Raw genomic sequence first — 7278 nt, 5'->3', positions numbered from 1 at the left:
CCAGCTCAAGCGGGCCATGTTCCTGTCCGCCTTCGCCTGCATGAACGCCGACCCCGCCTCCCGCGCCTACTACGACAAGCAACGAGCCCGCGGCAAGACCCACACCCAAGCTCTCCTCCGCCTCGCCCGCCAACGCATCAGCGTCCTGTTCGCCATGCTCCGCGACGGCACCTTCTACGAATCCCGGACACCGAAGGACGTCGAGCTCGCCGCATAACCCCAGCACACCGAACCACACCAAACCCGACAGGGGCGCCTTGACGAAGGACATAGAGGCACCCCCCCCGTCGTGCTGGAGAAGCTGGGCGACCGAGTGGATCCGGTACTTCCTGAACGCTCATGGCCTGCGGAAACCACCGTTCGCCGACTTCTCGTGCGGATCGACGCTGATGCGCTGGACCAGGTGGTTGGCTCGCGGACCGTCAGCCCCGCGCCGAGGGCTGGCGAGGGCTCACCGTCGACGGAAAGAGCCTGCGGGGCGTCAGCGGAGCACACGGCCGCAAGGTCCACCTTCTCGCGGCCTGCGACCACACGACGGGACTGGTACTCGGTCAGATGGACTTGGGCGAGAAGACGAACGAGATCACCTGCTTCCGCCCCTTGCTGAACACGGTCGAAGACCTGACCGGCACCGTGATCACCAGCGACGCCCCGCACGCCTTGCACGCTCAGCGCGAACATGCCGCCTACCTCCTGGAGCGCGAGGCGCACTGCATTGTGATCGCGAAGGGCAACCAGAAGAAGCTGAGCAAGCAGCTCAAGGGTCTGCCCTGGGATGAGATCTCGCTGCTCAGGCGCACCCGCGACACCGGCCACGGACGGCGCGAGGTCCGCCGGATCAAGGTCTGCACCGTGGACAACCTGCTATTCCCCGGAGCCCGCCAGGCCATCTGGATCCGTCGTCGCCGTGTCGACAGGAAGACCGGGAAGGTCAACCACAAGAACGTCTACGCCGTCACCAGCCCGAGCGCCGAACAGGTCGGCCCCGACGTCCTGGCGCAACTCGTGCGCGGACACTGGGGAATCGAATCCCTGCACCATGTCCGCGACGTGACCTTCAACGAGGACGCCTCCCAACTTCGGACGGGCAACGCGCCCCAAACCATAGCGACCTGGCGAAACCATGAATCGGAGTTCTCCGCACCGCCAAAACCACGAGCATCGCCGCGGGACTCCGCCAGGCAGGCGGGGACATGTCGCGGCCACTCAGGCTCTTCGGACTTACGTGATCATTGGACGCCCGAAGAGAACGTCGAAGCCCTGCCGCTCAAAGCTGTTCGGGTGCAGAGCTGGGAACTAGGTTGTCAGGGAGACTGGCAGCGCTTGGGGGATATATGGAAGAGCGGGAGTTCAACGAGACCGTTGCCCAGCTGATCCGTGAGGCGCGGATGCGTGCCGGGGTGACACAAGAGTACGTAGGACGACAGGCGGGATTGACGCGCGGTTCGATCACAAACATCGAGTCCGGAACCCAGACCCCACCCCTTTACCGGCTCGCCCTGATTGCCGCAGCGGTCAACGCGGAACCTGCCGACCTGCTTCCATCGCTCCACCTGGACGAAGCGTCTGGACTTGCCGCGCGTCATGCCGCCGATGTCGCCGCCGTGTGGGCGCAGGCCTCGAAGAGGAGGAGTGCCGGTGGCGAAGGCTGATCTGGCGGCCCGCGGGCTGCTGCGAGAACTCCGGATCGACGCACCACCGGTCGACCCCTTCGGCCTGGCCGAAAACCTTGGTGTTCTGATCGTCCCGCAGCACATGGACGACGACGTCTCCGGCATGCTCCTGCGCAAAGACGGAGCCTGCGTCATCGGGGTCAATCAGGCGCACTCCTTCGAACGGCAGCGCTTCACGGTGGCACATGAACTGGGACACCTGCGCCTGCACGAAGGACGCCCGCTCATCCTGGACACCGACGCACGCGTGAACTACCGCAACGCGGTCTCAAGCATGGCGACGGACCGAGAGGAGATCGACGCCAACCGATTCGCTGCAGCGCTGCTGGCCCCGGAGGACATGGTCCGCCGGGCGGCACAGCACATCAGCTTCCGCACAACGGACGACCTTGTGCGGGTCCTAGCCAAGCAGTTCCAGCTGAGCGAGATGGCCATGACCTACCGCCTGATGAACCTTGGCATCGTCTCGGGCCCCGCCCACTGATACCACCGGGCCACTGCCGGCCCGCCCTTGCCGCACGACGCGCGTTCCTGACGCCACCCGCCACGCCCGCTTTGGCTCGTGTCGTCTTCCTCTCTCGCCTCCGCCATCCAAGGGTGGTTCAGGGAGCAGCCGAACCAGCCTTTCCCTGAGCCGCTCTGAAGGCATGTCAGCCAGACTGACCCTCAAAAAGGGTCTTGCGTGAGTGTCGCTCTGTGTGGTGCACTAGTTACCGCAGAGAGTGAGCTGTCTCTGTGCGTAGTGGGTGGTTCCTGCTCGGCGTGAGGCCGATGGGACAGTCCACCCCGGGCGGTACCGCGTACGGGTACCCGGCCATGATGGCCGGAACTGTCGACCGGGCCGCACCACCTCCCCCGATGGCCAGCCGCCGCCCACGGCCATCCGCTGATGCCGCGCATCGGCCGACCCTCTGCCCAGTGCCATGGTCGGCCCCCTCCGCGAGCCCACACGAGGCCCCTCGCGTATGCACACCCGTATTCGCACCCGTACGCCCGCCTCACGGGCAAGGCCATGTCCCTTCCCGGGCTCTTCCACGCCCTATGCCGTCGTGTCTCCCGTCGGCATACCCCGCACCTCCCTGTCCCCTGAGCCCCGAACTGGCTCGCCACAGAAAGGAAACCTCATCATGCAGTGCCGAAAGAACTTCGACACCTTCCTCAAGAACACCGTGAACCTCAGCCAGGCCAAGCTCACTCTCCTCGACGTCCGCGTCGAGGCCATCTACAAGGCCCTCAAGGCAGACCCCGAACTCGGCCCGCTCATCCGCGGCAGGAAGCGCCAGGGCTCCTGGGCACAGCGCACCATCATCAACCCCGTCGGCGACAGCGAATTCGACGCCGACTTCATGCTCCACCTCGCCGAGAACGCCGAGTGGGCCAACAGCCCCAAGACCTACATCGACAAGGTCTACGCCGCGCTCCATCACCACAGCGTCTACGGAGGCATGCCCCACACCCGCAAGTGCCGTTGTGTGCAACTCAGCTACGCCAACTCCATGCACGTCGACATCGTCCCCTACCTTCAACTGGCCGACGGCCGCGAGGTGATCGTCAACCGCGATGCCAACACGTGGGAGCGGACCAACCCGGCCGGCTTCACCGACTGGATGCAGAAGAAGGACAGCATCGCCAACAACAACTTGCGCAAGGTCATCCGCCTGATGAAGTACCTGCGCAACCACCGCGGCTCCTTCACCGGCACCCGCTCCATCATCCTCACCACCCTGCTCGGTGAGCGAGTCGCGGAGATCAAGGCGCTCACGAATCCCGGTTGCTACAGCGACGTTCCCACCACCTTGCTCACCATCGTCAAGGACCTCGACCGATGGCTGCAGGAGCGCCCCTACAAGCCTTCCATCCCCGACCCCTCCGGTTCGGGTGTCACCTTCGACCACCGTTGGGACCAGACGACCTACAGCTACTTCCGGGACCGCATCCACACCCACGCCCGCGAGATCCGCGAAGCTTACGACGAGCCGGACTACGACCGGAGCGTGCGGCTGTGGCGCAAGCTGTTCGGCGACGCTTTCCCCGACCAGCCGCGTGTCACCGCCTCCCTCACCCCTACGGCGGCCAAGTTCGCCACCCCGCTGCTGGTCACCACAACCTCCCGCACCGGGCGTGCCGGATGAGCAAACGCAAGCCGCCCGCGGCCCACCCCAGATCCTCCCAGCGCCGTCTCCTGGACCAGCTCACAACGCTGGCAACCGCGCACGCACCCGACCTGCGCATCACCGCCCGCCCCCGTACCGACGCCGACGGCCTGGTCACCGTCCCCATCAGCATCCGCACCGAAGGCATGCCACACGCTCCAGGAGGCCTGCAGCTCAAAGAGAGTGAGGACTTCCTACTCACTCTGCCCGCCACCCCGATGATTCCGCCCCAGGTGTGCACCCCCCACATCCGGTTCGCTGGCACCCCGCACGTCCTGCAGGGCAACCGACTGTGCCTCTACCTCGACCCAGCCCGCGAATGGGACCCCGCCGCCGGAATCATCCCCGTCGTCAACCGCCTGTGGCAGTGGCTCACAGACGCCGCAGCCGGCATCTTCGACCCCGCCACCGCCCTCTACCACCCCGTCGGCGGCGTCCTGCACCACACCCCGGGCACTCCCACCGTCGTCGTACGAGAACCCGTCTCACACCGGCCGACCACAGCCTGGCTCACCCAGCACACCACCGACCGGCTCGACCTGGCTAGTGCCCCCGCACACTCCCACAGCCACCGCACCCCGATCCTGCCAATGGACACCCTGCCCCTGGGCGCGGGCAGCACCCTGGCCGAACTCCTCGCCCACGAACCTCTGCCGGCCGGTGCCGCATCCCCAGCGGTGCTGACCGCACTTGCCGCCAGCGCCCTGCGCAACCCCGAAGGCACCGCCCAGCACTTCGTCCTGGCCGTCCGGCACCCCGCCGCCCCCGCAGCACCCCCCTTCCTCCTCGCCGGCCGCCTGCAGCCCCAGGCCAGCGACACGCTACGCCGCCTCGCACGCCTCGCGACCCCCAGCCGCCTGGGCGGCCTGCCCGACGACCTACGCCACGCCCCCATCGAATGGTGCTACCTCTCCGACGAACGCCCCGAAGTAACCACCCGCCGTGACACTCTCCGCCCCGTTCGCGTCTTCCAGGACTGCCACATCCACATCTGGGGCTGTGGCGGCATCGGCTCCTGGGCAGCCGAAATGGTCGCCCGGGCCGGCGCCTCACATCTCACCCTCAGTGACCCCGGCCGTGTCACCGGCGGCCTGCTGGTACGGCAGAACTACACCGAACACCACATCGGCATGAATAAGGCGACAGCTCTGGCCTCCCACCTGCGCAGCATCCGCGACGACATCCGCATCGACACCACCGCCTCGCCTCCCGACCCCGCCCTCCTGACCGTTGCGGACCAAGCCGACCTCATCATCGACGCCACCGTCAGCATCACCGCCGGACGCTTCCTTGACCTTCTCGCCCAGCGGCCCTGCCGCAAAGCCGTCCTAGCCCAGCTCGCCACGGACAGCCTCACCGCCAGCCTGGGAATCCTCACCATCGCCGCCCCCGGCAACCACACCCCCCTGTCCACCATCGACCACACCGCTGGCGGCGACGTCCTGGACGACCCGAGCCTTGAGGCGTACCACGCACTGTGGGCAGAACCCGCCCCGGGTGACGAACTGCGTCCCACAAGAGGCTGCTCCACTCCCACGTTCCACGGCTCCGCCGCCGACCTGATGGCAACCACCGCCACCCTGGTCAACTTGCTGGGCACCCAGATGCGCCACCCCATAACCGGGACCCACCTGTGCGCCCAGCCCCACACCGGGATAGTGCCGGCACAACACTTCATTCCCCATCAATCACGTAGGAAGTAGTCCCGCATCACTGAACCGGCGGCCCTGTATCCCCCAGCAGGGCCGCTACCCCTACGGCTGCCGGACGTCAGCAACAGGGCTACGCGAACCTGGGCCGCGCCTCCAGTGCATCCCCGGCATGACCACGCACAGCGCTGCGGCCCCGAACATCCAAGCTCTGAGGAGAAGATGCCACACGGTGGGCCCGCCGCCCTGCGTCAGCCTGAAACCTGCCCCACTTCCAAGGTGGGCACATAGCTACCCGCCAGACGCTCGTAGATCACCAACTGTGGGTGCACCTGCGGATGGTGAGCACGGCCCAGGGCAACAGCTGCGGAGAGGGGAACGGCAGGCAGGACATGCAGGCGGCGCAGCGACTTCGCTTCCCTTTCCAGCCGCGCGAGAAGTATCCGCAGCGCTTTCTCCAGCCGCTGCAGTGACGCTCGGCACCGCAGTATGTCCGGGCCGGTCTGCGCGCCCACCGGGCTGACTTCGTAGCGGCGCAGAGCCGAAATCTCCTGCGGAATCTCATAAGGGGCGATGACACCCGAGACATTGACTACGACGACAGCCTCGTCCCCGGCTGGCCCGGCCTGAACCGGATGCGCGGCGAACTCGGTGACCGGGCCGCTCTCAGCGGGCCACGCCCAGGACTGCTCGTGCCGGTGACGCTGGTAAATGTCCGTCGGCACGGTGTCGTCCAAGAGCGACCCCAGGTAGACCAGCAACGGCAGACGCGCGAACCCAAACACGCTCACGTGCTGCACGGAGTCCCGCTCTATCCCCGGCCGCAGCCGGTTCTGGACCACGTCATCGATGACCTTTGTAGCCTGCTGGTAGTAGTGACGGCTGGCCTCGGCGGCAGACTCCGCGTCCCAGGCAGCGGCTGCCTGTTCGCCGGGAGTGTGCCGCAGATCGATCTCCACACCGTGCCGGGTGTAGGACTCCAAGTACAAAGGAAACCGGTGGCCCGCCGTCACAGCGTTCGCAGCGGTCTCCCGCGACAGCTCCACCGCATTTCCGTGCACCGGCCCCACCATCCGCACCACCGTGGTGGCCCTCTCCGGCCCCAGCGCGGTCAGGTGTCTCACACGGTCTTCGTGCTCCTGCTTGACGCCGCGTAGCCACTCGACGGTGAAGACGTCCAGCGCGGCCTTTGCATCGATCTCCATGTGCTGCTGGGCACACAGCAACATCAGATTGTCCGCATCGTCCCGCAGCGCCTTCTCCAACGGACCTCCGCCGCGCGGCGAGCGTGGATCAGTGCTCTGCCCGATGATGTGCGCGACTTCCCCCAAAGCCAGAGTCCGTCCCGACAATGCCCCCTCCAGCAGATAGGCATTGCACAGCATGCACCTGCCTCCACTGCGCACCCACACGGCGAGTACAGCCTTGGGTGAAAGACGGCTCCGCTTCCCGCCGCCCCCGCTCATCAGCACCCCCTCCATCCCTCCCCGTCAGACCAGACGTTAGACGACATCTCCCCTGACACCAGAAGGATTTGACAAAGCGGAGCGCACCCTCGAAGCGCACCTCCTGTGCAAGGAACGAAGGCTCCGGGAGGCACAGCCACTTCGAAGCGAGGAAGGCTCTCGACGCGTGTGCACAGATGCCGTGCCCCGGAGCGCAGCACCGGAGCGGGACACGTCCTCTCCCGCCGGACGGAACTCCAGCCGGTGATGGGCGCGGGCGGCCGCCAGCAGAGGCCGGGCCCAGCCCGGACCCGTGTACAGGGTGCAGGACCGGTGCGCGGTGTCGTGTAACTGAATG

At 66.7% G+C, this 7278-nt stretch carries 5 protein-coding genes and 2 pseudogenes; 6 read left to right on the top strand and 1 reads right to left on the bottom strand.

Features of this window, described 5'->3' with window-relative positions:
• From B082_RS0110290 to B082_RS0110270, 6 genes and pseudogenes are all read left to right on the top strand, one after another.
• Nucleotides 1-217 (top strand): annotated as a pseudogene (locus B082_RS0110290) (IS110 family transposase); the annotation flags it as partial.
• A gap of 251 nt (nucleotides 218-468) precedes the next feature.
• A pseudogene (locus B082_RS35885) lies at nucleotides 469-1374 on the top strand (ISAs1 family transposase); the annotation flags it as partial.
• Entirely contained in the window at nucleotides 1335-1652 is a 318-nt protein-coding gene (locus tag B082_RS37845) for a helix-turn-helix domain-containing protein (RefSeq protein WP_078622542.1), read from the top strand. The pseudogene B082_RS35885 and the gene B082_RS37845, both read left to right, overlap by 40 nt.
• A complete protein-coding gene (locus B082_RS0110280; RefSeq protein ID WP_018551713.1) occupies nucleotides 1639-2157 on the top strand; it encodes an ImmA/IrrE family metallo-endopeptidase in 519 nt (172 codons plus the stop codon). The genes B082_RS37845 and B082_RS0110280 overlap by 14 nt, the downstream gene beginning before the upstream one ends.
• A 643-nt stretch (nucleotides 2158-2800) precedes the next feature.
• Entirely contained in the window at nucleotides 2801-3805 is a 1005-nt protein-coding gene (locus B082_RS0110275) for an SMODS domain-containing nucleotidyltransferase (RefSeq protein ID WP_018551712.1), read from the top strand.
• Nucleotides 3802-5529, top strand: coding sequence for a ThiF family adenylyltransferase (locus tag B082_RS0110270; protein WP_018551711.1), 1728 nt, complete (start codon nucleotides 3802-3804; stop codon nucleotides 5527-5529). Before B082_RS0110275 ends, B082_RS0110270 begins: the two co-directional genes overlap by 4 nt.
• 197 nt (nucleotides 5530-5726) lie before the next feature.
• Here the strand turns inward: B082_RS0110270 and B082_RS0110265 are convergent, their stop codons facing one another.
• Complete coding sequence (locus B082_RS0110265) at nucleotides 5727-6860, bottom strand: SAVED domain-containing protein (protein WP_234018136.1); 1134 nt, start codon at nucleotides 6858-6860, stop codon at nucleotides 5727-5729.
• Nucleotides 6861-7278: the final 418 nt, after the last annotated feature.

The sequence above is a fragment of the Streptomyces sp. ATexAB-D23 genome, assembly GCF_000373645.1.
GTDB classification, from domain to species: domain Bacteria; phylum Actinomycetota; class Actinomycetes; order Streptomycetales; family Streptomycetaceae; genus Streptomyces; species Streptomyces castrisilvae.
The sequence above is the reverse complement of the archived record's forward strand: the minus strand, read 5'-3'. Positions and strand labels throughout refer to the sequence as shown.